The organism is Candidatus Methylopumilus planktonicus (assembly GCF_000981505.1).
Classification (GTDB): domain Bacteria; phylum Pseudomonadota; class Gammaproteobacteria; order Burkholderiales; family Methylophilaceae; genus Methylopumilus; species Methylopumilus planktonicus.
On record NZ_LN827929.1, the window covers coordinates 452,227 to 472,186 of the forward strand.

Genomic DNA, 19,960 nt, shown 5'->3' on the forward strand with positions numbered 1-19,960 from the left:
TAATAAATGAGCAAATATATATGTCCAGAATGTAAGAAAAAAGAAGCAGTTCAGATATTGTATGGCTATCCTGGCGATGGAATGATGGAGTCAGCTCAAAAAAAAGAAATTGTATTAGGTGGATGCATTATTTATCCAGACAATCCAAATAGACAATGTTTAAAATGTGGTCATCAATGGAAGTCCAAAAAGGGATAATTATGCAAAAATATAAAGTAATGGCTTATGAAGTGTTAGGATATTCAGAAACCATAAAAGCCGAAAGTAAAGATGAGGCCATTCAAATATTTGAAAACCTTCATGCAAAAAGAAAATTAATGCCCAATAGCTCCGAGGGGCTTGATGGAATTGAAGCTCAAGAATTAAAAGATTGGCAATAAATTATGAAATTAAATAATTAAATGAAAAAAAAAGCAAAAGTTTTAGATACTTTTTCTGGTGCAGGCGGTTTTAGCCTAGGTTTTCAAATGGCAGGTGCTGAAGTTATTGGCGCTATTGAATCTGATTTATGGGCATGCGAAACTTTCAAAGCAAACCATCCCAAGGCTAAGGTTATACATTCAGATATAAAAAAATTAAATGACAGTAAGATTAGAGAATTATTTGGAAAGTCAAAAATAGATATTGTTCTGGGTGGTCCACCATGTCAAGGCTATTCGATTGCAAATAAAAAAAGTGGCGATCCAAAAGACCCTAGAAATAGTCTCTTTGAAGAATTTCTGAGGATCGGAAAAATCCTTAACCCTCAAGTAATGATTATGGAAAATGTTCCTAATCTGATTAATTCAAGAACACAAAATGGCGAGTTTGTTTTAACTATCATTACGCAAGAGTTAGAAAAACTTGGTTATGACGTGCAACATAAAGTTCTCGAAGCGACTAGCTATGGTGTGCCTCAAATTAGAAAAAGATTATTTGTTGTTGCATCAAAGATAAAATTAAAGAGTTTTTTTCCAGAACCAACTCATTGTATAAACAATACTAAAGATTTATTTACAAATAAATTAGATTCTTGTCCAACATTATGGGATGCAATTTCAGACCTTCCAGAATTGGAGGCTAGAGAAGGCGGTGAAGTTTTACAATATACATTACCTGCAATAAATAAATTTCAAAAAACAATGAGAATAGGCAGTAAAATTTTATTCAACCATAAAGCCATGAATCACTCCAAACGACTTGTAGAAAGGTTTTCCTCAATGAAGTGGGGCGACTCTTCAAGTGATGCCCCAGATCATTTAAGACCTTTAAAAAGAAATTCATTAGAATTTTCTGAAAAGAGTTTCGATCAAAATAATAGGAGAATGTATCCTGAAAAACCTTGCCATACTATTCCCGCTTCATTTTATGCTAATTTTGTACATCCATACAAAAATAGGAATTTCACTGCTCGTGAAGGTGCAAGAATACAAACCTTTCCTGATTGGTTCGTATTCAAGGGTAAGCCAACTATCGTTAGCCATAAACTTCTTCAAAAAGAGGGTAGGCTTGAGGAAAAGCATTTGTGTCAGTACAATCAAATAGGTAATGCTGTACCACCTTTTTTAGCTAAAGCGATTGCTAAAAATATATTAAAACAAATGGAGTAACTAATGTTAGTTCACGGAAATAATCTGGAACAAAAAGAACAGCATCAAACTAAATATCAAGATAAAGATTCTAAAAAATATTTAGTTGAAATACGAGAGAAATATAATAGTTGGAAAAAAAAGAATGAAACTTTAATTGGACCATTAAATAAAACGGATGAAAAAGATTCAAAGATTATTGAAGATCGTGTTTCTTTGCTAAATGAATATAAAGATTTCTTAGATCAGCAGCATTTTGCTGAAAAATTTGACTCGCGATCAAATTTGCACTCCTCAGTGCTTGAAGAATTTATGTATTACCTTTTTAGAGATTTAGTTGCACATATTTCCCCTTACGCTTTGATTGGAAAGTCTCACTCTTTTAAGGATCTTTTTTTTAGAGCTAATTCATTTGATTCATTAATAAAAAAACCTAATGCTTTAATTGAAAAAAAAGATCATGACTTTGCGATTGGTACAAGCGTTAAGGCAGAAATGAGTTGTCGTGGATCTGACGAAATAGAATTACATGACTGGGATATACCCGCTGTCGCAATTGAATGTAAAACATATTTAGATAAAACAATGTTACAAGACGCTTCTACAGCTGCAGAGCAATTAAAACAGAAAAATCCAAACGCTTTGTATATAGTGGTCGCTGAATGGTTAAAATTAACTGAGTCGGTTAACCTAAAGAAATATAAAATTGACCAAATTTATGTTTTAAGAAAGCAAAAAAATACAGATCGAGAATTTCGGTATGACATTGATTACGTTAAGAATCCAATTTATAGTGATGTAATAGAGCATTGTTTTTTTACTGTTAGGAATTTCTTAATTCATGATTGGGAAGGTGGAATTTCACATGGCCTTGAAAAAGGTTTTTTGATTTAGCTTTTATAGCATTTGTTATATAATTTAATTAACGCCGATTTGATTCAGCTTGCAGGGCGTAAACTGCTAAAGCGATATACCAGAAACCTGCTTTAGCTATTGTGCTAGACAGGTTTTTTTCATTTGGAGAAACGCATATGGGTTATAGAACATCACTTGTAGCAATTAGTTGGTGGCAAAGCGAATATAAAGTGGTAGACCAAACAATAGAGGGCGATATCAGTTTAGATAAGTTAAAAAAGAAAGGTATTGTGCATAATGTGTCTGACGATGTGGGATATATAGATGCAGGAGCAATCATTAGAAAATGTGATTTTCCTGAATATTATCTTCCTGCTAATGACCCATATTACGATGTCACTAAAAAGTGGTTTGAAAAGTTACCTAAACAAACAGAGTTTATCTTTGCTCACTTTGCAGAGTATGGTGACAATTTAACTTTAGCCCTTATGGGTATAAAGTAAATATGGCTGAACTTATTCAACCGATAGAACTATTAGTAGGAATCAAGTCACTAAATGGTCGTGCTGTCGGTTTAGCAAATACAGAAAATGGTGGATTAGCGTCAGTTATCTGGAACGCTTCATCAAAACGCTGGGATAAAGCAGTAGATATACCAGTAGGTGCTGTTGCAGGAGCTTTACCAATGCCTGATTCAGAAATGAAGGAACTAGGTATACGAGAATAATTTTTAAAAAAGGGTGGATTTAACCTCAACTTGCCACACCCAGACAATTGTCAAAGTGGCTAAACAAGGAGAAATAGCATGTCTAAATTATATCAAGACGAAAGTCGTAATCAAACTGCGTGGGAGTATGGATTAGAAAAGCGTTACGCAAATATTCCTGAAGGTGTTCATAATGAAAAAGTTATCAATGATGCAAAAAGTATTGTGGACTATGTATTACCTCAAAGATGGGGTCCTCATGGAACACCATACTATTCATTTAGAACACGAGAGTATGTTTTAAATTTAATCCTATATTTTTATCAAAAACATAAGCGATTCCCTAAAGGGGATGTCTGTTTTGTTAAGTATTGGTATTTAGAGAAGGAACATCCAGCAAAATTCAGTTGGTTTTTTACAGACAGAAAAAAAGCAAGGAATTACTTGCCAGGAACATGGATTCATTTACCTACTTTACGAGAAGTTAAGAAAAGTAAGGAGGTGCAACATGGCTAATTACCCATTTAAACATTGGTATGCCATCGTGGACGGTGGTTGCTGGTATGTTGGATACCACATCAATAGAGAAGATGCTAAAGCACAGGCAATAAGGACATGTAATGTTCACCATTCCAAAGCAGGATATGTGGTGGTGGATAGACAAGTGTTGCAGATTATTGCGAATGATATCAACGACACATTAAGTAAGGACAAAGAATGAATACATTTAAATACAAAGACGATGGTCTATCTGAAGAACATATAAAACAGATATATCGTTTTTTAGACACGTCTTATGTAAAAGGGGAGCATCAGAAATGGCATAAGTTTTCTCAATTCAAGTTCTGGCATAAAAGAGAGATGGATAAGAGAGATGCAGAACTTGCTCTAAAGAAGAAATAGGATGAGAATTGGATGATGAAAAAACAATTAGCAAAACTAACTAAAATTAAGCTGAGAGATGTTTGGCCGCACGAAGCTTTAGATTTTACTAAATGGCTTGCGTTAGAAGAAAATCTTGATGCTCTTAGCGAAGAAATTGGTATTGATATAAAACTAATCGGCACTGAAGTAAGTGTTTATAAATTTAAACGATATGAAGATGTAAGTTTAGAATATGTTGGTATTAATAAACATAAAGGTGAAGATGTGGGTTTATTTAGTACAACGGTTTCAAACACAGAATATCAAGAAATGCCAGGATAATTATGGCTACCCAAAGATACTCAGTAACGCCGCATCCAATTCAAACCCTTCTTACCTGGGTTCAGTCAAATGAAATTGCTATTCCTGAAATTCAAAGGCCCTTTGTTTGGGATGCAACTAAAGTCAGAAATCTATTAGATTCCTTATATCAAGGTTATCCCGTTGGATATTTAATAGCTTGGCGAAATCCCACAATAAAACTTAAAGATGGGACATCTTCTGCTGGTAAAAGAATACTTATCGACGGGCAGCAGAGAGTTACCGCTCTTATGGCATCACTTCTAGGCATAGAAGTATTAAATGATGATTATGAAAACGTCCAAATCAGAATTGCATTTAATCCCCAAGAAGAAGTATTTGAAGTGTCAAATCCTGCAATTCGTAAAAATGTAATCTGGATTCCAGATGTATCAGCGGTATTTAATCCTCAAACTAAGATATTTGATTTAGTTAAAAACTATTGCGAAGCTAATCCAGGTAGCAATCAAGAAACAATATTTTCTGTAATCGAAAAGCTTAAAGGTATCATCCACAATCATGTAGGTATTATTGAATTAGCAGAAGATTTAGACATTGAAACGGTGACTGAAATATTTATTCGGGTGAATTCTGCTGGAGCTCAACTATCACAAGCTGACTTTGCAATGTCTAAGATTGCTGTTAATGAAGTATATGGAGGTAATTTACTTAGAAAGGCAATTGATTATTTCTGTCACCTTGCCGTGTCTCCAGAATTTATTAATAAGATTAAAAAGAATGATACTAAATTCGTTGAATCTGAATTTTATGACAAGATCAAATGGATCGCTGATGTGAATGATGATATTTATGATCCAACCTATACTGATATGTTAAGAGTTGCTTTTACATCAGAATTTGGCAGAGGAAAACTTCAAGATCTTGTAGCTCTTTTGTCCGGTAGAAACTTTGAAACAAAACAATATGAAGATGTAATCGCAGAGGAATCTTTTAAGAAGCTAAAAGATGGCATTTTGGCTTTTGCTAATAAGACACATTTCGACAGAATTACAATGATTCTTCGATCTGCTGGTTTTATTTTAAGTCACTTAATTGTAGGTCGAAACGCTGTGAATTTTGCATACGTTATGTATTTGCGAGGTCGAGCCGAACAACTTCCAGCCGCAGACTTAGAGAAAATCGTAAGGCGTTGGTTTGTAATGTCAATATTAACTGGCAGATATAGCGGATCATCAGAGTCACAATTCGATTTTGATATACGTCAAATTACAAGCCGTGGTGTTATGGACTATTGCCACTCCGTAATAGCCAATGAGTTACCTGAAACATTTTGGACGGGCATGTTGCCACAGTTTATGGATACCTCATCTATTAATAGCCCGTATTTTAATTGTTATCAGGCAGCTCAAATCAATTTAGGTGACAAAGGTTTCTTATCAAGAGATATTAAAGTTATGGATCTCTTGCTTAATCGAGCTGACATTCACCATGTTTACCCTAAAAAGTTTCTTAAGGATCAAGGCCTATCAAAAAGTGTATATAACCAGATAGGTAATTACGTCATTGCGCAAAGTGAAATTAATATTTCTATTGGAGCAAAAAATCCTAACGTTTATTTCAAAGAAATTATTGCTCAATGTGAAAATGGCAATGGAAAATATGGTGGTATTACAAATAAGGAAGAATTGTTAAGCAATTTCAAAATGAACTGTATACCTTTATCAATGCTTAATGAAATAACACCTACATTTGATGAGTTCTTATGTGAAAGAAGAGAGCTTATGTCTCTTAAAATCAAAGAATGGTTTGAAAAACTCTAATAGGGTTAATTCTAAAAACTTATAAAAATATAGGAAGAGGCCTATCTTCATATTTAATAATCTGATCTTTTCCCCCTGGCCCCCTATCCCAAAGAGCCGGCTCTCAGGCTCACTCTATGAGCTAACAAAAAGGCAAAATGATAAGTTTATCTGTAGATTTTTGTGTCTTTGAAGTGCAAACTACTATTAAAAATTTAAGCGCTTAAAAAGGTCAATATGAAAAAAGATAGCATCAATAATTTCATCAATACAGTTATTAGTTATGTAACTACTAAAGACCTAAAGAAGCTTTGGCATTTTTATCTCTTCTTAATCATATTTAATACATGGCTAGAGCTTTTTCTATTTGCTTTGTATAAACCATTAAATATGAATTTAAGTTTGCTCATTACATTTATTATTGGCCTTGTTCCAATTTACGCCTTCTCAATTTACTGTATTAAGTACCATGCTATTAATAAGAAACGTCCATACTGGGTGTTGCCTTTTTTAGCTCTTTTGACATATATATTTTTTATGCCAAACCCAAATCCAATAGAATTTTCAGAAGCACCAACTTTAATAAGACTATATGCAGATAACTGTATATATCTTACTTTCCTAACAGCATTGAGAATTATGTTTGTAGTGAAGGGTAAAAAATGAAGCAATTAATCTTACTACTATCATTTCTCTTGGCTTGTAATGTAACTGCAGAGGTAATCTATAAGACTATTCCTGGCACACCTTTTAAAGACATTACTGAGCCAGTATTAGTTATTGATAAAAATGTTATCTATAAACCAATACCCGGAACTAATATGAAAGATATTACGGAGCCTGTCATGATTATTGATAGGGGTAACCTGTATCCCACCATACCTGGAACTAACTTAAGAGATTATTCAGTCACACCTCAATTCGTTATTGAATAATGTATGGCAAAAAAAGCACCAAAGAAAACAAAAGAGCTTCAGACTGACTTTTGGGAAGACGCAAAGTCATATATTGATATTCGTAATTGTTCTTTTGGATTTAAGTGTAATCAGAAGTGGGAAGATCTCTTAAAGAGAAAAGAAAAGACCATTAAATACTGCCATGAGTGTGAAAAAGAAGTATATTTGATTGAAACAAATGAAGAGCTCAGTCATGCAATTAAGTTTAATCATTGTGTGGCAATTAAAGTACGTCACGATGAAATACCACAAACAAAAAGGCCAGATATTACTGTTGGGATGTTAAGTCCTACTAATTATGATGAACCATCTTATTTAAGGAATAAGAAATGAAGGTATTTTGTTTTAATAAAAAGCTATTTTTCTTTTTGTTACTAATTCAATTTGAAGTTACGGCAGGCCCAATGTATCATGGTACCTCAACGTTTGGTGAAATAGAGGCTAAAAGAGCTAGGCAAAGAATGGCTAGGGAACAAATGTCAACAAACCAAGCTTTATTGCTATTTGGTGGTAATGACCATAAAACTTTTTTAGGCTGCTTAAATTGCGTGAAATCTGATGACGCCTCTATTTGTAACAAATTTGGCACTTACGGTTCAAAGTTCAATGAAGTAAGTATTTGGAATAAATTTGGCACTTACGGTTCAAAGTTCAATGAAGGAAGCCCGTGGAATAAATTCTCAAACTCCGCACCAATAATCGTTGATAAGAATGGGAATACTTACGGATACTTCTCTACAAATAAATTTCATAACAACAGAACTAGAATAAAAAGTTATGTAAATCTTTTAGACTGGTCGGCTGACAATGATGATTTAGAACAAGCTAGAAATGCATCCTGCGGAAACTAAATAAGAAATGAAAAAACTACTATCATCGTTATCTAGGAATATTAGGTTACTAACTAAGAAAACACCTCAAAGAAAATATCTAGTAATTATTGGAGCTCTTGTTATTGCTCTATTTGCTCTAGCTTATTCATATCAAGAAGTTAAATTATTTAATGATTTTCTCGTAGAGAAGCTAGATGAAAAGTTAGGACCTCATAAAGTTACAAAAAGAAACGACTGTTTTCATATCCCAAGCGGTGCTGAAAGACCAGTATTTGTAAATCGTGAAGATGAAATCAAGGCAACAGATTTGGTATGGACTGAAGAGTTTAATAAGCTTCCTGTCGCAGCTAAAAAGTTAATTAGAAAGCAAGTTCCCCAAGGCATTGAAGACTATGACATTAATGTTGCCTTCTTTGATCTTAATAATGATGGTGTTGATGAGGTATTTGTTAATAATAGAAGCATGGGAGGCTCAGGTGGACAAGGATTTTTAATACTTGAAAATCAAAAGGGTAAATGGAAGCAAATAGCTTTATTTACTGGCAGCTTTATTATGATCAATCGTTGGGTGCCAGAGGGTTACGATGGCTATCATGTTATTGTCTATTGGTTTAGAGGTGGTGCAGCTGATACGGATCAAGTTGTCATGGCCTATAAGAATCATGAATATAAAGACTACAGTGTTACACCTGTACCTTTGAATGTCCTGTATTCAAACGACTTCCAGAAAATGATATTAGATCTAAACTGGATGTGCTGGGATTCTTGGAATTAATATATGAAAAAGCTATTATCTTTTTTAGAGAAATATTTTATTTATATTTATTTTGGTTTTCCTTTACTCACAACCTTATTAGGGCATGGAATTTTGGCATATGACTGGGCACCAAATCAGGCATTTAACCCAAGGATTCATGAGGCTATTAACTTCCATGAGATTGAGATTGATAATGGCGTTACTTCTCCAAGGACAGAAATTGTTTATGATGAGTGGAAATCAAAATTAACAGGAGAAATATATTCAAGTGATGATTTTGAGAGTGGCCATTTTAAAAGTAAGTTAAGTGTAGTAATCAGAGTTTTTTTATATGGAATAATCTACTGTTTATTTAATGCTTATCAAAAACTCAAGAAAGAGAAAGAATATTGTTCTGAATGGGAAAGAGCTGTTAAACCGAGGTTCTTCCTAGATAAATTTAAAGAGAACATGATATACAACTTTATTATTTCAGTAATTTTGTTTTTTTATATGAACTAATGAAAATGAATTTATTCATCAACATTAAACCCCTCCTTAAAGATAAAGTTGTTATTGCCTACTTTATAAGTCTTGCCTTACTCCTTGTAGTCGGTATTTACCGATTGCATGTGGGGTGTGCAACAATGTTCGGTAGATGTTATGAAGAACAAAGGGATGATTTAATTGTTTTGTATCTCCCTAGCTTATTTATCTTTTGGACATCCACAGCAATCATTCTCTATCGATTTTTTTTATCAAAGATTATTAAATCTTTATTTGGAAGAAAATAAATCACTGTTAATAATGTATAACCTAGAATTTTAGGTAGATTTTTATACATATTTAATAATGTTGTCTAGGTGTTGTCTATAAATATTTTAATGGTAAATTTTATAAGATCAAACCTTTAAAACCCTTGTCATTATTGGTGGGGGATGCGAGGGTTGAACTCGCGACAAACGGATTAAGAGTCCGCTGCTCTACCAGCTGAGCTAATCCCCCAGAAGGTGATATTTTACAGTATTTGTCTGGGTTGTAGAGGGGGTAGGCTAGGGGATTTTGGCAGGGGTGGAATAGGGGTGTGTTAGAAAACATCCGGAATCCGGAGATTTGGATGATCAAGTTTTAATTGCAAATAAAAAGAAAGCCACTCTAAAGTGGCTTAGGTGAGCATCTATATGATTAAAACTTAATATTACTGACCACTATATTCAGCACCTTGATTAAATGGACCATTGCCACCAATCAATAATGCATCTGTAGGGTGAAATGGTTTAAAATCTGCTTCTGCTTTAACATCATTTCCATATTCAGCACCTTGATTAAATGGACCATTACCACCAATCAACAAGGCATCTGTGGGATGAAACGGTTTAAAGCCTAAATCTTCTTCCGCAAAAAGAGGAACATTTAAGAAGGAAAGTAAAAAAACAAAAGCTAATATTTTTTTCATAATACTTACTCCGGTAATTTAAACAAGTCTAAATGTGCAAAAGATTGAATATTTTTTGACCTTTAGAAAATAATCGTATTCCTGAGTTATGTAGATGTCAACAATGAGTATCATTTTTGTTAAATTATTCTTACTGGGAAGGTTCAAGGCGGGGGGATTTTGGCGGGGTTGGAATAGGGGTGTGTTAGAAAACATCCGGAATCAGGAGATTTTGGATGATATTGAACTTTCAATAATAAAAGCGTATCTTAAAGGTATGAAAGCTATTAGAAATTATCTAGTTTTATGTTTATTGCTTGTAATGCCACTGCAAAGCATTGCAGCTAGCTTTCAGCTCGCTTGTCAAAACAATCATAAAGCTTCAGTGACTGCTGAAACAAAGATGAGCCATTGCCATCAAACTAAAGAACATAAACAATCTAAAGAAGTGCAAAGTCATAATGCTTCTCATCATTGTTTATCATTCTGTGCCCAAGTTGGTATGGCTGCATTAACTCAGGATACTGCTGTTGTATTTTTTCAAGATATCGGCAACGTTTATAACGAGTATTCATATCATTACGATTCTGTAATTTCCCCGAGTATTCAAAGACCACCCATCAGCTTTTCTTAAAAAATAGTTTTAGGCTTTTTTTAAGCCTTATTTTTATTAATTAAGGAAATCTATGTTTACTTGTCACTATAGATTATGGGTCATTCCCTTAATCTTTATATCAAGCCACCTAGTAGTAGCAGCACCTATGGGTTTTGAGGGTTCTGTGATGACTATGGGGGACTTCAATCAAAATTGGCGTGAAGCTGGCTTTAATTATGCGATTACATCTCGTGACGCTTTAGGATTAACTCATCTTGAGTTTCGTTCAGATGATCACAAAGATAAACGTGAAGTTGATACGCTTAATTACACTCGCCTATTGTCTCGTTGGAATTTAACCGATGCTCAAAGTAATCTATGGTTATTTATGGGGTTTGGTGAGATCAGAGGAAGTATTGATAATCAAAGTATTGATAGTAAATTTATTGCATCTCCAGGCTTTCAGTTTGATTATGAGACAACTCGTATTTACTTTGCGACCACTCATAAAATCTACAGAGCTTCAAATTTAAATCACGACACCACATCAATTCGTGCAGGTTTTTCTTTTTACGAAGCTGATTATGAGAAGACACAGCCGTGGTTTATTTTAGAGACAAAATATACCAATCAAATATCTGACAAGATTGAAGTGATACCTATGTTAAGACTGATTAATAAAAATATCTTTGTGGAGGGTGGTGTGAACAATAGTGGCCAACCTCGCTTAAATCTTATGTATACATTTTAAGGAGTTTTTATGAAACATTTATTATTAGTAGTAAGTTTAGGATTATCTTTAACTAGCTTGAGTAGTTTTGCGACACCATCTTATAAAGTCACTGTGAATGGCATGGTATGTTCTTTTTGTGCGCAAGGCATTGAAAAGAAAATGAAAGCCTTAAGCGAAACAAAGGATGTCTATATTGGGCTAAAGAATCGTCTGGTCGTAGTTGAAGTCAAAGATGGTTTAACTTTATCTCAAGATGTTATTAGAAAAATCATCAAGGATGCAGGCTATGAAGTTAAAAGTATTGAAGTAAGCGAGCATCCTATTGAGCATATCAAATCAGGTGCAGATAAATAATGCCGAAAAAATATTTAGATCCTAAATTAATTAAAACCAAGCATATATCCTTGCTAACTCTGTTTTCGTCGGGAGGCACACTGGTTTGTTGTGCCTTACCTGCGTTATTAGTAAGTTTGGGAGCAGGTGCAGTGATGGCTTCAGTGGTAAGTTCTGTGCCGCAAATTGTTTGGTTTTCAGAATATAAATTAGGTGTATTTATATTTGCAGGGATGATGTTATCAATATCTGGATTTCTACAATGGAAAGCCAGATCCCTACCTTGTCCAAGTGATAAAGCGTTAGCGGAACTTTGTAATAAAACTAGAATAAACTCACTGAGAGTTTATTTTTTTTCAGTTAGTGTGTTTTTGATAGGTGGCTGCATGGCTTTTGTGGCACCTTGGTTAATCAGTTAATTTTTAATAAGGAAAAATAGTATGGAACATATGATGGGTGAAGCACACTGTTGGCATATGGTAATTATGTGCTTACTAATGACAACGTTTTTGGTTTTAGGTATTGCGTCATTTATTAAGTATTTGTTTTTTAGTAAGAAGAAATAAAATGTAAAAAGCCACATTCGACTGTGGCTTTTTTTATGTTCGGTATGTTGTGTTAGAAAACATCCGGAATCCGGAGATTTTTGTCACTATTCCCCGTCATAAATATTTCATCATAAATTCACAATCAATAGGTATTGTAGGATTGTTTTCCAAAGAATATTTGCCCTCGTAAAGAGGGCTTTTTTTACTTGAAACATGTATGGATAATTTTGAATATAACTTTGAGCTATTAAAAGCTACACGCCTAAGCAAAAAAGTATCAGCGCAAAGTATTGCTGTTGATTTGTGCTTGGCTGAACGACAGATTAAGTCGCTTGAAGAAAATAGCCTTCAATACTTCCCCTCCCAATCTATCAAATACATAGCTTTAAAAAAATACATAGCAGCTCTTGGTTTAAAAAATGAAGATGTTATTTCAAAGTTTTATGAAGTCGATCCCACCCCAATTTTATTAAAGAAGAAATAGTCGTATGAAAGTTAAATGTATATTTTTATTTATTGTATGTCTTGCATACACATCTTTATCCTTTGCCTCTAATTGGGATGAAATATTAAAACTTATTAAAAATGGCAATGAAACCGAAGCCATTGCAATAGTCAATCAATATATACAAAAATACCCAAACGACCCAGAGTTAATATTTCTTCGCGGCGCTACACTTGATCATTTTGGTAAAACTAGAGAAGCAAAAGAAAACTTTTTAATTTTATGCAATAAATACCCCAAAGACCCTATTATTAAAAATAATCTTGGTGTGCTTTATGCAAAGCTCGGTGAATACCGCAAAGCTAGGGTTTTTTTTGAATTGGCTTTAAAGCTAAAAACTGACTATAAGGAAGCGAAAAACAATCTATCTCTAATTCAAATGCAAGATAGAGTTTATTTAACTTCTAAATAAACTAAAGCTAATAGAATTTAGTTATCTAGTCCGTGTTTGATTCTCCATAAAGCTGTTCTCGTCTTAGGTCCAATTTTTCCGGTTTGCTCTAGATTTTTCGATTTTTGAAAGGCTTTTATTTTTTCTGGTGTTGAAACATCAGGCATCATAACTTGACGCACTTTAACTGATTGAGATTTTGCTTCAATCTCTTCACATAATTTTTTATCTTCAATCACATTTAAAGTTTTACAATTTTTGCCTGATAATTCAGAAATAGCGTGATCAGTTAAGGTTTTTCCCGTCACAGAAGCGCTTCCAATATCTCCTGCAGTCTTAATAATATCAATGGTTTGCGCTATTTGTATTGTAGCTGCTGAGCCGCCTGCAGATGATAAAAGTAATGCACAGCCCTCTAGATTTATTAATAAAAAATTGAGCCAAATAAGTCTGAGTAATATATTCATTTCTCTATAAGACTAAACTTATTTTGTGACTAGTTTGTGATGTCGTCAAAAAACTTTTGACCAAGGACACTAAAATATCCGGAATCAGGATATTTTAGTTAGGCATGAATCGCAAATAAAAAATAAAGCCTCTCGAAAGTGGCTTTTTTTATCTGTGGTGTGCTAAAGAAGTGTCAAAGCCTTTGACGCTTGGTTTAATTAATTAATCTTGAAATTGCGCTCTTAGTTTAATCAGATTCTCTCTCCACTCAGCAAGACATTCATCTCTCAAATACCAATAATTGAGTTCATTAGCTTCGTATTGCTTATAGTCAAAAACTGATGATTTAGCTGTTGAAGTTAGATTTTCAATATCACTCATAATAGATCCCTATGACTTCTTTTTGCCTTTGTTAAAGTGTCGATATAAGCGATTAACGCTTACTGCCCATATAGCTAATACATTTAATGTCATAGGATCTAAATTGCTTAAATTAAAATAAACAGCAAGCCCCCACAGAATACCAATGATTGCATTTACATTTTGTTCTTTAAACATTTAATAAGCCTTTCATTTAGTTTTGTGTGATTGGGCTTTCTTGTGTGGCTGGAGTTTTAGCTGGCGTAGTTTTTTTAATTCTTTTAGCCCTTGGTTTTGCTTTAGTACTTGGTTTTGTTTTAGCTTTTGATTCAACTGGAGCCGCAACACTTAATTTTTTTGCAATACCGCTGAGAGACGATGCTAATGATTTAGCAAGCCTTTCTGCCTCAGCCTTTCTTTTCTTTTGTATCACTTTGTCACCACTCTTGATTGCGTTAATAGATGCTTTTTGCTGTGATTGCATTTCCGCTCTTAGGAACGCATCTAATGCTTTAGCGATATTATTTACCTTCTTATTGTTAGAAGGTTTGGTTTTACTCTTTATTGCTACGGTCTTTTTTACTACTTTTTTTGAATTTTTTTTCATGGCTTTACCTCCCCCTGAGGATAAAAAGACTTTATTAATAAATGTCATACTAATGTCACAAAAAAAGTGTATGCGTAAATTTCCAAAAAATCAATAGTGCTTGCCACTTTTAAAGTACTAAATTTTAGATTTGATTGACGAAGATCCATCTCATTTGATAAAATGCGTGTGCTTTTCATATACGTCTCTGCAGTAAAGCATTACAAGTTCGCATTTAGCCCCAGCAATGGGGCTTTTTTTCGTCTGTAATATTGGCTTCATATTGAGTCTTTAATATAGCTAAACACTAAAAAATATAACAAAGGTTTACGGTATGAAGAAAAAAGGTTTTTATGATTATTTGAAACAACAAGCAGGCGAGGGCATTCACTATATATATTGCGCTCATTGTAAGGTCGATGCAGATTATATTGGTGACAGACTAGAAAGACATTTACCTTCTTGCGAATATCGTATTACTAAACAAAAGACTTTGGATGGAAACTACTCTTTCTAAATTTAATTCGCCATTTACGCTGAATTAATGAAGCAGTTTATAAAAAAGTTCTATGACATAAAAGTTAAATCGATTTTTTTGTCATAAATATTTTATATTCCTAGGGCTAAATACTCCTGAAGCTAAAGGCTTCTCCTAAAAAAATCTTTACTTATGTGTTTAATAACCCCTGCCTAAACATTAAGGGGTTATGCCTTTGTTGAAGGTTAACTTAAAGGAGTATTTAAATGAGCAAACCCATATCAAATACAAACATCCCTAATGCTAAATGTTCTTTTTGTGGCATTGATACTGAAATTAGCAATAAATTAGATCGTCATCTGCCTAGTTGCGAATATAGAAAAAATACCGAGCATTATATTGAAAAGATTGATCCACATTTTGATTTTCATAATTGGACAGAAGACTAATTCACTCTGGAATTATTCAAAAAGATAGAAAAATTATTATTTGGGGCAATAAAAAACCCATTTAATCAGACTCAATCAAATGGGCGGTAGACTAAAACGCAATTTGCAGTAGTTCTTTTAGGAGAAACTACAGGCTCACTTTAAACAAACACTGTTAAATAAATATGACAAAAAGTTAATTAGGTTTTATTTTCATACGGTTTATTTTTATACAAACTTCACTTTCAGACGCTTGAATCATCCCTGTAAGATCTTTAGCATGAAAGTCCGCTTCATCTAAAGCATTCCTTGCCTCACCAAGAGCCTTGCAAGCAAGTAACTTATCCCCATTATTCAATGCAATCACAGCTAGGTTCTCTAATCGAAGACTGTGTTCTAACTCAAAGTGGGAATCAAGCATTTTTATGTAAAAATATACGGCTGTTCCAATAGCTAAAAGCGTTACCCCAATCAATATTAAATTGATTCTTTTTAGTTTCTTTCTTTTCATTTTCATAATGATCGTACGCCCTTTAATTTTAGATAGTACGAGTCTAAACATTCAATATGAAGTAGATGTTATCTTTGAGTTAAATATTTATTACATAGAAGCATTTCAAATTTATTAGTAGAGGTATTCATCTTTGTCATAAAAGTTTTATATTCATCGTGTTTAATAGAGTTAGATTTCGTAATACGCCTTAACATAACCTTCCTAAAGGTTAGCATTTAATAGGCCCTGAATTTTTAAAGGGGTTATGCCTTAATTTTAATGAAAAACTTTCAATATGATTTTGCGCTTCTCAAAAGGACGCGTGAAGATAAACACATGAGCAAGCTTAAAATAGCTCATCAGCTATGTTTGTCTGTAAATCAAATTGAATCCATTGAAGAGAATAGCTTTAAATACTTTCCGGCAGAATCTATAAAGTTTGCAGCTGTCAAAAAATATGCCTTGGCACTTCATTTAGACTTAAACCTGGTGATAATAAATAGGGAAGATGAAGTGGTTCCATTGAATCTCCCTGCAGTGACTTCTCCATTGCTCTCAAAAGAAAAGCATAAGATTAAAAAAGGCACTTATAGAAATAAAGCCATTTATCTAAGAAAAGCATGGCAAGACTTGTTACGTAGATTGCTTAAAAATTAATCGAATGACAATTTCCCATATAAATCATAGTGGTTTTATAGTTATCAAAAATTTACACACAGACTTATCCACAGATTTTGTGGATATAGGTATTCAAACGAATATTAATCCTTTGTCATAATTCTAAAGAGCTTTTTAGCCCCGTAATCAAGACTTCATAATTCCTTCTCTAAAACATCACAATTCATTACTAATATAGGTATTGCTGACTAATTAACTTTAAAGGCTCCTACCTATGACAACCCTTGCTGAAATACTACTCAATTCCAAACTAAAATTCTTTAATAATGTGATCCGTCAGGAATTAGATCATTTCCCAATATCACCAAAACTGATTCAAGAAATCGATGATGTATATACGCTTGATTTTTTAGATCCAAGCTTTAAAGATCTCGAGAAGATTAAACAACCTACACCATATATGATTGTTGAAATGATGGAAGAGTGGGTAGCGGTTTCTAATCTAGATGATTACCTGTATGACAACTATCCAAAAGACTGGTCAGCCATACAAGATATTATTTTCTTTAACTTAAGAGATGAGTTATTGAATGCACATCATATCTTCCACCAAGAGTCAAAATCCGAAGATGATTACGGATTAAATGAAATGGCTTTTTACTTCTAAGTGGAGTCTTTAGCCAAACTTCTAATCAAGCATAAAAATAAATACTTCATGCGAGAGTTAGAGGGCGAGTTATCTGAGTTCAAGGCTTCAAAGAAATTGATGAAAGAAATCGATGAAGCCTACTCAAAAGATTTGTTAGAAAAATGTTTTAGTGGACTTGAGCATAAGAAACATTTCTCTCAAAAAAGTGCAGATCTTATGATTGAGCTTTGGTTTGATCTATCAGGTTTTCAGAAATACATTCAAAAAAATTATAGTGATGATTGGGTAGCTATTCAGGACGTGATTCATCTTAATTTAAGTGAAGAGCTCATGAATGCGCATTATGATATTCATAATTAAATGAATTAAGTCATCTTGTTTTTATTTTATAATGATTAAATGGAATTACAGTTCTTAGATAGCATAGAAATACTAGCTCATCGCTTGGGCACTTCTATGACTTCACTCTTTAAGATCACAGCTATTATTGTGATCGCTCTTATTTTAACTAACCTTATTCGTCGCGCAATTAACTTGTTTAGTTATGAGATAGCCAAGAATTCCTCAGGACGCGATGCTGCAACAAGGGTAAATACTCTAAGCCGAGTTTTTAGATATATCGCATCTGTTACCGTTTACTTAATCGCTTTTATGCTGATCTTAAGTGAATTGAAGATTAATATCGCTCCAATCTTAGGTGCTGCAGGTATTGTTGGTATAGCGATTGGATTTGGCGCACAGTCTTTAGTTAAAGATTATGTAGGTGGTTTATTTATTCTGATCGAAGATCAAATAAGACAAGGTGATACGATAAAAGTTGAAGGTTACGAAGGCACAGTGGAGGAAATTACACTCCGCTATGTAAGACTCAGGGATTACGATGGATTTGTGCACTTTATTCCTAATGGACAAATTCGTATTGTCACCAATATGGGCCGAGATTTTTCATATGCAACATTTGATATTACTTTAGGTTATGAAGTTAATCTCGATAAAGCAATTAAGCTTATGCAAGAGGCAAGCGAAAAACTAAGAAAATCTCTAACATACAAAACTATAGTGCTATCTGATATTGAGATTTCTGGTATAGATCGTCTTAATGAATCTAATCTGGTAATTAAAGCTAGAATTAAGACACAAGCTATGGAGCATTCAAATATTAAACGTGAATATTTACGCTTAATGAAACTAGCATTTCAAAAAGCAAAAATTAAACCACCTTATGCTCAAATTGTTATTCATCGATCAAGGTAATTAGCGTCAAAACTTTTAACGCTCGGTGTGCTTAGGCGTGCTAGAGAGCTTAATTACACTTCCAAATTGTAAATTCATTTTCTGGACTATTTGGGGTAATTAAAACTGTAAATTGATTCGAGGTGGCTTGAGTTACTAAAATGCCATAGTCAATTAAAGAGTTTTTTGCTGCTAATTTTTCGGCAGTTTCCCAAACATACTCCAAATTTTTTACATATGTAAAAATATATGCATTAAGTTTATTTTTTACTTTGGGATCAATTCGAACCAAATGAACATGCAGCTGATTTTGACTGCGGCGAGATTTTGGATTTACTGCTAAAGCTATTAAATCAGCCTCAATAATTTTTTTAGAGGTATCCCACGCAAATTGCCAGATTTCTTCTCGTCGCCTTATATCTTCAATCCCTGTTACCTCTGATCTGGGCATTGCCAAACCGTGAATAAAGTCGTTAGAACAACCACACATTTTGATGTCTCGTATAGCAACAAATTGTTCATTTTCAGACCAAACCTCAGTAGTATTTTTGCAGTCTCGAGGATTTCCACAGCTACTATCAATTCTAGGAGATACACATTGATTGCAATAATCTTGAGTTTTGGGATTTATGCATTGCGTGGCGATATTTAATAGGATATCGCTTCTAGAAATTTCTAGCGCAAAACTTGGATAAATTGATCCAAGTAAAAGAATAAGAATGAGTTTTTGAAATTTTTTAATTATCTAATTTCCTTTTAAAAACAGATAATCTTATTAAATTTATGTTTGTATTATGAGGCTAAGGGCTGGGAGTAGCTGTTGGGGTTGTAGTGGAAGTCGAGGAGGTAGAAGCAGGATTAGGCGTTATTACTGGTGTCGCTACTACTGATTGCGGCGTATTACTCACTGGACCAATAGAGACTGCTGTTTTTGCAGCTTCAGCAGTCCAGCCTTGACCAACAAGATCTAAAACTTTTTGAAAAAGTGGCAGAGCCTCTTCCTTAGTTAAGTTAAAGTTTGTGTATGTTTCACAAAGCCTGTAGAAAAGCTCCCTAGTAATAAGAACTGCCGGTGATCTTCCGTTCATCTCGTTACCTCCCTCAGCCATAGACGCTCCCGCTCCATCCGAGGAATTTTTAGAATTATTAACAAGCGCAATACTTAATGAATCTGAATCTGATGAATTAAATGTGGCGTCAGGAGATGGTGCAGCACACATTTGCTTGAGACTATTTTTTTGTTTAAATGTCGTAGCACTTGTTTCTGCTGTTGTACTTACTGTAGTGATATCTTCCCCGATTTTATTAATTTGGGGTTTTGGTGTTTGGATAGTGGAGCAGCCATTTAGCACTATAGAAAAAATACCTATTAGAAATAAATTTTTACTTTTTGACATGGTTAAGAGCTTTAAATTACTTTTTAAAAATTGTTTTGATTTTTACTTAATTCTGTAATATTTACTAAGAATAATAATATAAGAAAGTATTTT

At 33.6% G+C, this 19,960-nt stretch carries 38 protein-coding genes and 1 tRNA gene; 30 read left to right on the forward strand and 9 right to left on the reverse strand.

From position 1 onward, the window contains the following. Positions 1-6 precede the first annotated feature (6 nt). The 18 genes from BN1208_RS02535 to BN1208_RS02620 all read left to right on the forward strand — a co-directional run bounded on the left by BN1208_RS02535 (position 7) and on the right by BN1208_RS02620 (position 9,432). The gene (locus BN1208_RS02535) at positions 7-198 is read left to right on the forward strand and encodes a hypothetical protein (RefSeq protein WP_046487583.1); all 192 of its coding nucleotides are present in this window, start codon (positions 7-9) and stop codon (positions 196-198) included. A 2-nt stretch (positions 199-200) separates the two neighbouring features. Next, positions 201-380, forward strand: a complete 180-nt coding sequence (locus BN1208_RS02540) for a hypothetical protein (protein ID WP_156157766.1) — start codon at positions 201-203, stop codon at positions 378-380. Between the two features lie 21 nt (positions 381-401). Then, positions 402-1,589 (forward strand): DNA cytosine methyltransferase, encoded by a 1,188-nt coding sequence (locus BN1208_RS02545; RefSeq protein ID WP_046487586.1) that lies wholly within the window; start codon positions 402-404, stop codon positions 1,587-1,589. Between the two features lie 3 nt (positions 1,590-1,592). Further along, a complete protein-coding gene (locus BN1208_RS02550) occupies positions 1,593-2,462 on the forward strand; it encodes a Bpu10I family restriction endonuclease (protein WP_046487589.1) in 870 nt (289 codons plus the stop codon). Between the two features lie 137 nt (positions 2,463-2,599). Further along, on the forward strand, positions 2,600-2,926 hold the full coding sequence (locus tag BN1208_RS02555; protein ID WP_046487591.1) for a hypothetical protein: 327 nt from the start codon (positions 2,600-2,602) through the stop codon (positions 2,924-2,926). 2 nt (positions 2,927-2,928) lie between these two features. Next, a complete protein-coding gene (locus tag BN1208_RS02560; protein ID WP_046487595.1) occupies positions 2,929-3,150 on the forward strand; it encodes a hypothetical protein in 222 nt (73 codons plus the stop codon). A 78-nt stretch (positions 3,151-3,228) separates the two neighbouring features. Next, on the forward strand, positions 3,229-3,645 hold the full coding sequence (locus BN1208_RS02565) for a hypothetical protein (protein WP_046487597.1): 417 nt from the start codon (positions 3,229-3,231) through the stop codon (positions 3,643-3,645). Beyond that, positions 3,638-3,850, forward strand: coding sequence for a hypothetical protein (locus BN1208_RS02570; protein ID WP_046487600.1), 213 nt, complete (start codon positions 3,638-3,640; stop codon positions 3,848-3,850). The genes BN1208_RS02565 and BN1208_RS02570 overlap by 8 nt, the downstream gene beginning before the upstream one ends. Next, positions 3,847-4,032, forward strand: a complete 186-nt coding sequence (locus BN1208_RS02575; protein ID WP_046487603.1) for a hypothetical protein — start codon at positions 3,847-3,849, stop codon at positions 4,030-4,032. The genes BN1208_RS02570 and BN1208_RS02575 overlap by 4 nt, the downstream gene beginning before the upstream one ends. 12 nt (positions 4,033-4,044) lie before the next feature. Continuing rightward, complete coding sequence (locus tag BN1208_RS02580) at positions 4,045-4,335, forward strand: hypothetical protein (RefSeq protein WP_046487609.1); 291 nt, start codon at positions 4,045-4,047, stop codon at positions 4,333-4,335. Between the two features lie 2 nt (positions 4,336-4,337). Then, the gene (locus tag BN1208_RS02585; RefSeq protein WP_046487612.1) at positions 4,338-6,134 is read left to right on the forward strand and encodes a GmrSD restriction endonuclease domain-containing protein; all 1,797 of its coding nucleotides are present in this window, start codon (positions 4,338-4,340) and stop codon (positions 6,132-6,134) included. Positions 6,135-6,350: 216 nt separating this feature from the next. Beyond that, entirely contained in the window at positions 6,351-6,779 is a 429-nt protein-coding gene (locus BN1208_RS02590; protein WP_046487615.1) for a hypothetical protein, read from the forward strand. After that, entirely contained in the window at positions 6,776-7,048 is a 273-nt protein-coding gene (locus tag BN1208_RS02595; RefSeq protein ID WP_046487617.1) for a hypothetical protein, read from the forward strand. The genes BN1208_RS02590 and BN1208_RS02595 overlap by 4 nt, the downstream gene beginning before the upstream one ends. Positions 7,049-7,051: 3 nt before the next feature. Continuing rightward, a complete protein-coding gene (locus BN1208_RS07115) occupies positions 7,052-7,402 on the forward strand; it encodes a hypothetical protein (protein ID WP_052734617.1) in 351 nt (116 codons plus the stop codon). Next, on the forward strand, positions 7,399-7,920 hold the full coding sequence (locus tag BN1208_RS02605) for a hypothetical protein (protein WP_052734618.1): 522 nt from the start codon (positions 7,399-7,401) through the stop codon (positions 7,918-7,920). Before BN1208_RS07115 ends, BN1208_RS02605 begins: the two co-directional genes overlap by 4 nt. Before the next feature lie 7 nt (positions 7,921-7,927). After that, positions 7,928-8,677 (forward strand): hypothetical protein, encoded by a 750-nt coding sequence (locus BN1208_RS02610; protein ID WP_046487620.1) that lies wholly within the window; start codon positions 7,928-7,930, stop codon positions 8,675-8,677. Positions 8,678-8,680: 3 nt separating this feature from the next. Continuing rightward, on the forward strand, positions 8,681-9,160 hold the full coding sequence (locus tag BN1208_RS02615) for a hypothetical protein (RefSeq protein ID WP_046487623.1): 480 nt from the start codon (positions 8,681-8,683) through the stop codon (positions 9,158-9,160). A 5-nt stretch (positions 9,161-9,165) separates the two neighbouring features. Beyond that, the gene (locus BN1208_RS02620; RefSeq protein ID WP_156157767.1) at positions 9,166-9,432 is read left to right on the forward strand and encodes a hypothetical protein; all 267 of its coding nucleotides are present in this window, start codon (positions 9,166-9,168) and stop codon (positions 9,430-9,432) included. Positions 9,433-9,567: 135 nt separating this feature from the next. Here BN1208_RS02620 and BN1208_RS02625 read toward each other — a convergent pair. Both BN1208_RS02625 and BN1208_RS02630 read right to left on the reverse strand, forming a co-directional pair. Then, positions 9,568-9,643 (reverse strand) — tRNA-Lys (locus BN1208_RS02625). A 193-nt stretch (positions 9,644-9,836) separates the two neighbouring features. Continuing rightward, on the reverse strand, positions 9,837-10,094 hold the full coding sequence (locus tag BN1208_RS02630) for a hypothetical protein (RefSeq protein ID WP_046487631.1): 258 nt from the start codon (positions 10,092-10,094) through the stop codon (positions 9,837-9,839). A gap of 211 nt (positions 10,095-10,305) precedes the next feature. On the opposite strand from BN1208_RS02630, the gene BN1208_RS02635 reads away from it, so the two are divergent. The 6 genes from BN1208_RS02635 (at position 10,306) to BN1208_RS02660 (ending at position 13,199) form a co-directional block, all read left to right on the forward strand. Then, a complete protein-coding gene (locus tag BN1208_RS02635; RefSeq protein WP_156157768.1) occupies positions 10,306-10,707 on the forward strand; it encodes a hypothetical protein in 402 nt (133 codons plus the stop codon). A 52-nt stretch (positions 10,708-10,759) separates the two neighbouring features. Next, positions 10,760-11,419: a hypothetical protein gene (locus BN1208_RS02640; protein ID WP_046487637.1), complete on the forward strand. Its 660-nt coding sequence runs from the start codon at positions 10,760-10,762 to the stop codon at positions 11,417-11,419. A gap of 9 nt (positions 11,420-11,428) precedes the next feature. Then, positions 11,429-11,755 carry a heavy-metal-associated domain-containing protein gene (locus tag BN1208_RS02645; RefSeq protein WP_046487640.1) on the forward strand — a complete coding sequence of 109 codons (327 nt, stop codon included), beginning with the start codon at positions 11,429-11,431 and terminating at the stop codon, positions 11,753-11,755. Continuing rightward, positions 11,755-12,153, forward strand: coding sequence for a hypothetical protein (locus BN1208_RS02650; protein ID WP_046487643.1), 399 nt, complete (start codon positions 11,755-11,757; stop codon positions 12,151-12,153). The genes BN1208_RS02645 and BN1208_RS02650 overlap by 1 nt, the downstream gene beginning before the upstream one ends. Positions 12,154-12,499: 346 nt before the next feature. Beyond that, positions 12,500-12,766 (forward strand): helix-turn-helix domain-containing protein, encoded by a 267-nt coding sequence (locus BN1208_RS02655; RefSeq protein ID WP_046487647.1) that lies wholly within the window; start codon positions 12,500-12,502, stop codon positions 12,764-12,766. Positions 12,767-12,770: 4 nt separating this feature from the next. Further along, positions 12,771-13,199: a tetratricopeptide repeat protein gene (locus BN1208_RS02660; protein ID WP_052734619.1), complete on the forward strand. Its 429-nt coding sequence runs from the start codon at positions 12,771-12,773 to the stop codon at positions 13,197-13,199. A 17-nt stretch (positions 13,200-13,216) separates the two neighbouring features. Here the strand turns inward: BN1208_RS02660 and BN1208_RS02665 are convergent, their stop codons facing one another. The 4 genes from BN1208_RS02665 to BN1208_RS02670 all read right to left on the reverse strand — a co-directional run bounded on the left by BN1208_RS02665 (position 13,217) and on the right by BN1208_RS02670 (position 14,592). Then, positions 13,217-13,645, reverse strand: a complete 429-nt coding sequence (locus tag BN1208_RS02665) for a peptidoglycan-binding domain-containing protein (protein ID WP_046487650.1) — start codon at positions 13,643-13,645, stop codon at positions 13,217-13,219. Positions 13,646-13,847: 202 nt separating this feature from the next. Continuing rightward, positions 13,848-14,006, reverse strand: coding sequence for a hypothetical protein (locus BN1208_RS07260; protein WP_156157769.1), 159 nt, complete (start codon positions 14,004-14,006; stop codon positions 13,848-13,850). Positions 14,007-14,015: 9 nt separating this feature from the next. Next, on the reverse strand, positions 14,016-14,183 hold the full coding sequence (locus BN1208_RS07265) for a hypothetical protein (protein WP_156157770.1): 168 nt from the start codon (positions 14,181-14,183) through the stop codon (positions 14,016-14,018). A gap of 16 nt (positions 14,184-14,199) precedes the next feature. Further along, positions 14,200-14,592 carry a hypothetical protein gene (locus BN1208_RS02670; protein WP_156157771.1) on the reverse strand — a complete coding sequence of 131 codons (393 nt, stop codon included), beginning with the start codon at positions 14,590-14,592 and terminating at the stop codon, positions 14,200-14,202. Between the two features lie 313 nt (positions 14,593-14,905). Here BN1208_RS02670 and BN1208_RS02675 point away from each other — a divergent pair, with 313 nt between their 5' ends. Next, positions 14,906-15,088, forward strand: a complete 183-nt coding sequence (locus tag BN1208_RS02675) for a hypothetical protein (RefSeq protein WP_046487655.1) — start codon at positions 14,906-14,908, stop codon at positions 15,086-15,088. A gap of 227 nt (positions 15,089-15,315) precedes the next feature. Beyond that, the gene (locus BN1208_RS02680) at positions 15,316-15,498 is read left to right on the forward strand and encodes a hypothetical protein (RefSeq protein WP_046487658.1); all 183 of its coding nucleotides are present in this window, start codon (positions 15,316-15,318) and stop codon (positions 15,496-15,498) included. A gap of 175 nt (positions 15,499-15,673) precedes the next feature. On the opposite strand, the gene BN1208_RS02685 is transcribed toward BN1208_RS02680, so the two are convergent. Beyond that, on the reverse strand, positions 15,674-15,988 hold the full coding sequence (locus tag BN1208_RS02685) for a hypothetical protein (protein WP_162197758.1): 315 nt from the start codon (positions 15,986-15,988) through the stop codon (positions 15,674-15,676). A 261-nt stretch (positions 15,989-16,249) separates the two neighbouring features. Between BN1208_RS02685 and BN1208_RS02690 the strand changes: the two genes are divergently transcribed. From BN1208_RS02690 to BN1208_RS02705, 4 genes are all read left to right on the forward strand, one after another. Beyond that, positions 16,250-16,627, forward strand: a complete 378-nt coding sequence (locus BN1208_RS02690; protein WP_046487663.1) for a helix-turn-helix domain-containing protein — start codon at positions 16,250-16,252, stop codon at positions 16,625-16,627. Positions 16,628-16,862: 235 nt separating this feature from the next. Beyond that, positions 16,863-17,255: a hypothetical protein gene (locus BN1208_RS02695; RefSeq protein WP_046487666.1), complete on the forward strand. Its 393-nt coding sequence runs from the start codon at positions 16,863-16,865 to the stop codon at positions 17,253-17,255. Between the two features lie 48 nt (positions 17,256-17,303). Beyond that, on the forward strand, positions 17,304-17,597 hold the full coding sequence (locus BN1208_RS02700; RefSeq protein ID WP_156157772.1) for a hypothetical protein: 294 nt from the start codon (positions 17,304-17,306) through the stop codon (positions 17,595-17,597). A gap of 39 nt (positions 17,598-17,636) precedes the next feature. Then, on the forward strand, positions 17,637-18,491 hold the full coding sequence (locus tag BN1208_RS02705; RefSeq protein ID WP_046487671.1) for a mechanosensitive ion channel family protein: 855 nt from the start codon (positions 17,637-17,639) through the stop codon (positions 18,489-18,491). Positions 18,492-18,540: 49 nt separating this feature from the next. On the opposite strand, the gene BN1208_RS07195 is transcribed toward BN1208_RS02705, so the two are convergent. Further along, positions 18,541-19,215: a CDP-diacylglycerol diphosphatase gene (locus BN1208_RS07195; RefSeq protein WP_082092824.1), complete on the reverse strand. Its 675-nt coding sequence runs from the start codon at positions 19,213-19,215 to the stop codon at positions 18,541-18,543. 55 nt (positions 19,216-19,270) lie between these two features. Continuing rightward, positions 19,271-19,867 (reverse strand): hypothetical protein, encoded by a 597-nt coding sequence (locus tag BN1208_RS02715; RefSeq protein WP_046487675.1) that lies wholly within the window; start codon positions 19,865-19,867, stop codon positions 19,271-19,273. Positions 19,868-19,960 lie beyond the last annotated feature (93 nt).

Bases quoted from the DNA above. Each gene is read 5' to 3' on its own strand.
- BN1208_RS02535 (WP_046487583.1), top strand. From the start codon at position 7: ATGAGCAAATATATATGTCCAGAATGTAAGAAAAAAGAAGCAGTTCAG.
- BN1208_RS02540 (WP_156157766.1), top strand. From the start codon at position 201: ATGCAAAAATATAAAGTAATGGCTTATGAAGTGTTAGGATATTCAGAA.
- BN1208_RS02545 (WP_046487586.1), top strand. From the start codon at position 402: ATGAAAAAAAAAGCAAAAGTTTTAGATACTTTTTCTGGTGCAGGCGGT.
- BN1208_RS02550 (WP_046487589.1), top strand. From the start codon at position 1,593: ATGTTAGTTCACGGAAATAATCTGGAACAAAAAGAACAGCATCAAACT.
- BN1208_RS02555 (WP_046487591.1), top strand. From the start codon at position 2,600: ATGGGTTATAGAACATCACTTGTAGCAATTAGTTGGTGGCAAAGCGAA.
- BN1208_RS02560 (WP_046487595.1), top strand. From the start codon at position 2,929: ATGGCTGAACTTATTCAACCGATAGAACTATTAGTAGGAATCAAGTCA.
- BN1208_RS02565 (WP_046487597.1), top strand. From the start codon at position 3,229: ATGTCTAAATTATATCAAGACGAAAGTCGTAATCAAACTGCGTGGGAG.
- BN1208_RS02570 (WP_046487600.1), top strand. From the start codon at position 3,638: ATGGCTAATTACCCATTTAAACATTGGTATGCCATCGTGGACGGTGGT.
- BN1208_RS02575 (WP_046487603.1), top strand. From the start codon at position 3,847: ATGAATACATTTAAATACAAAGACGATGGTCTATCTGAAGAACATATA.
- BN1208_RS02580 (WP_046487609.1), top strand. From the start codon at position 4,045: ATGATGAAAAAACAATTAGCAAAACTAACTAAAATTAAGCTGAGAGAT.
- BN1208_RS02585 (WP_046487612.1), top strand. From the start codon at position 4,338: ATGGCTACCCAAAGATACTCAGTAACGCCGCATCCAATTCAAACCCTT.
- BN1208_RS02590 (WP_046487615.1), top strand. From the start codon at position 6,351: ATGAAAAAAGATAGCATCAATAATTTCATCAATACAGTTATTAGTTAT.
- BN1208_RS02595 (WP_046487617.1), top strand. From the start codon at position 6,776: ATGAAGCAATTAATCTTACTACTATCATTTCTCTTGGCTTGTAATGTA.
- BN1208_RS07115 (WP_052734617.1), top strand. From the start codon at position 7,052: ATGGCAAAAAAAGCACCAAAGAAAACAAAAGAGCTTCAGACTGACTTT.
- BN1208_RS02605 (WP_052734618.1), top strand. From the start codon at position 7,399: ATGAAGGTATTTTGTTTTAATAAAAAGCTATTTTTCTTTTTGTTACTA.
- BN1208_RS02610 (WP_046487620.1), top strand. From the start codon at position 7,928: ATGAAAAAACTACTATCATCGTTATCTAGGAATATTAGGTTACTAACT.
- BN1208_RS02615 (WP_046487623.1), top strand. From the start codon at position 8,681: ATGAAAAAGCTATTATCTTTTTTAGAGAAATATTTTATTTATATTTAT.
- BN1208_RS02620 (WP_156157767.1), top strand. From the start codon at position 9,166: ATGAATTTATTCATCAACATTAAACCCCTCCTTAAAGATAAAGTTGTT.
- BN1208_RS02630 (WP_046487631.1), bottom strand. From the start codon at position 10,094: ATGAAAAAAATATTAGCTTTTGTTTTTTTACTTTCCTTCTTAAATGTT.
- BN1208_RS02640 (WP_046487637.1), top strand. From the start codon at position 10,760: ATGTTTACTTGTCACTATAGATTATGGGTCATTCCCTTAATCTTTATA.
- BN1208_RS02645 (WP_046487640.1), top strand. From the start codon at position 11,429: ATGAAACATTTATTATTAGTAGTAAGTTTAGGATTATCTTTAACTAGC.
- BN1208_RS02650 (WP_046487643.1), top strand. From the start codon at position 11,755: ATGCCGAAAAAATATTTAGATCCTAAATTAATTAAAACCAAGCATATA.
- BN1208_RS02655 (WP_046487647.1), top strand. From the start codon at position 12,500: ATGGATAATTTTGAATATAACTTTGAGCTATTAAAAGCTACACGCCTA.
- BN1208_RS02660 (WP_052734619.1), top strand. From the start codon at position 12,771: ATGAAAGTTAAATGTATATTTTTATTTATTGTATGTCTTGCATACACA.
- BN1208_RS02665 (WP_046487650.1), bottom strand. From the start codon at position 13,645: ATGAATATATTACTCAGACTTATTTGGCTCAATTTTTTATTAATAAAT.
- BN1208_RS07260 (WP_156157769.1), bottom strand. From the start codon at position 14,006: ATGAGTGATATTGAAAATCTAACTTCAACAGCTAAATCATCAGTTTTT.
- BN1208_RS07265 (WP_156157770.1), bottom strand. From the start codon at position 14,183: ATGTTTAAAGAACAAAATGTAAATGCAATCATTGGTATTCTGTGGGGG.
- BN1208_RS02670 (WP_156157771.1), bottom strand. From the start codon at position 14,592: ATGAAAAAAAATTCAAAAAAAGTAGTAAAAAAGACCGTAGCAATAAAG.
- BN1208_RS02675 (WP_046487655.1), top strand. From the start codon at position 14,906: ATGAAGAAAAAAGGTTTTTATGATTATTTGAAACAACAAGCAGGCGAG.
- BN1208_RS02680 (WP_046487658.1), top strand. From the start codon at position 15,316: ATGAGCAAACCCATATCAAATACAAACATCCCTAATGCTAAATGTTCT.
- BN1208_RS02685 (WP_162197758.1), bottom strand. From the start codon at position 15,988: ATGAAAAGAAAGAAACTAAAAAGAATCAATTTAATATTGATTGGGGTA.
- BN1208_RS02690 (WP_046487663.1), top strand. From the start codon at position 16,250: ATGAAAAACTTTCAATATGATTTTGCGCTTCTCAAAAGGACGCGTGAA.
- BN1208_RS02695 (WP_046487666.1), top strand. From the start codon at position 16,863: ATGACAACCCTTGCTGAAATACTACTCAATTCCAAACTAAAATTCTTT.
- BN1208_RS02700 (WP_156157772.1), top strand. From the start codon at position 17,304: ATGCGAGAGTTAGAGGGCGAGTTATCTGAGTTCAAGGCTTCAAAGAAA.
- BN1208_RS02705 (WP_046487671.1), top strand. From the start codon at position 17,637: ATGGAATTACAGTTCTTAGATAGCATAGAAATACTAGCTCATCGCTTG.
- BN1208_RS02715 (WP_046487675.1), bottom strand. From the start codon at position 19,867: ATGTCAAAAAGTAAAAATTTATTTCTAATAGGTATTTTTTCTATAGTG.